The organism is Nocardioides cremeus (assembly GCF_030518195.1).
Classification (GTDB): Bacteria; Actinomycetota; Actinomycetes; order Propionibacteriales; family Nocardioidaceae; genus Nocardioides; species Nocardioides cremeus.
The window spans coordinates 1-275 of record NZ_JAULSC010000303.1; the positions used below are offsets into that span (position 1 = coordinate 1).

General features: G+C 36.7%; 1 protein-coding gene. It reads right to left on the bottom strand.

Going from position 1 to position 275, the window contains the following annotated elements; all coding sequences use genetic code 11:
• On the bottom strand, window positions 1-204 hold a 204-nt coding region (locus QWJ41_RS21220), incomplete at its 3' end, for a SurA N-terminal domain-containing protein (protein ID WP_302710486.1).
• Window positions 205-275 lie beyond the last annotated feature (71 nt).

Sequence of the window (275 nt, forward strand, 5' to 3'; positions counted from 1 at the left end):
CATCTCGGCCATCTCATCAACGCGACCTTGATAATCTTGAATTTTTACAACCTCTCCATCAATCTCGGCGATCCGTTCCTGTGATTGCCTAAAATAAGTAGAACCAGAGTTTAAAAAGTCTCCAATGATAAAAGCGAACAATGCCAAACCCACCACGAGTACCAGCAGTCCTGCTTTGCTTCTAATTTTTTCCAGCGTAGCCATTTATCTTTATTATTTTTTAAAGTTTATTATTTCACATTTTAAGGGCACAAAGATATGAAAAAAAGGAAATT